The organism is Varibaculum cambriense (assembly GCF_022133705.1).
Taxonomy (GTDB): domain Bacteria; phylum Actinomycetota; class Actinomycetes; order Actinomycetales; family Actinomycetaceae; genus Varibaculum; species Varibaculum cambriense_A.
In genome coordinates this window covers 1-244 of the sequence record NZ_JAKNHJ010000050.1, presented here as the reverse complement: position 1 = coordinate 244, position 244 = coordinate 1, and the positions used below count along the sequence as shown (strand labels likewise).

The 244-nt window shown below is 74.2% G+C and carries 1 protein-coding gene; it reads right to left on the bottom strand.

What is annotated here, in order from left to right:
* On the bottom strand, window positions 1-244 hold a 244-nt coding region (locus L0M99_RS09740; protein WP_238128457.1), incomplete at both ends, for a hypothetical protein.

Sequence of the window (244 nt, the reverse complement as noted above, 5' to 3'; positions counted from 1 at the left end):
CACCACTCGCCCCAGGTGGCGGCGCCGTCGTTGTCGATCAGATCATCCGCGTCGGCCTGGTTCAGCTCGATGGCGCTGTCCGCTGGACGCACCATGCCGCAGGGCGGTTTGAGCGTGCGCGTGGCCAGCAATGTGCCGCGCGGCGCGTCGTACAGGCGGACGGGGGCGGCCGCGGCGCCCGCGTCGGCCAGGGCGATGCTGGCGGCGTTGCGCGCGGCGCGGGGGGCGGCGGTGTTGATGAGAT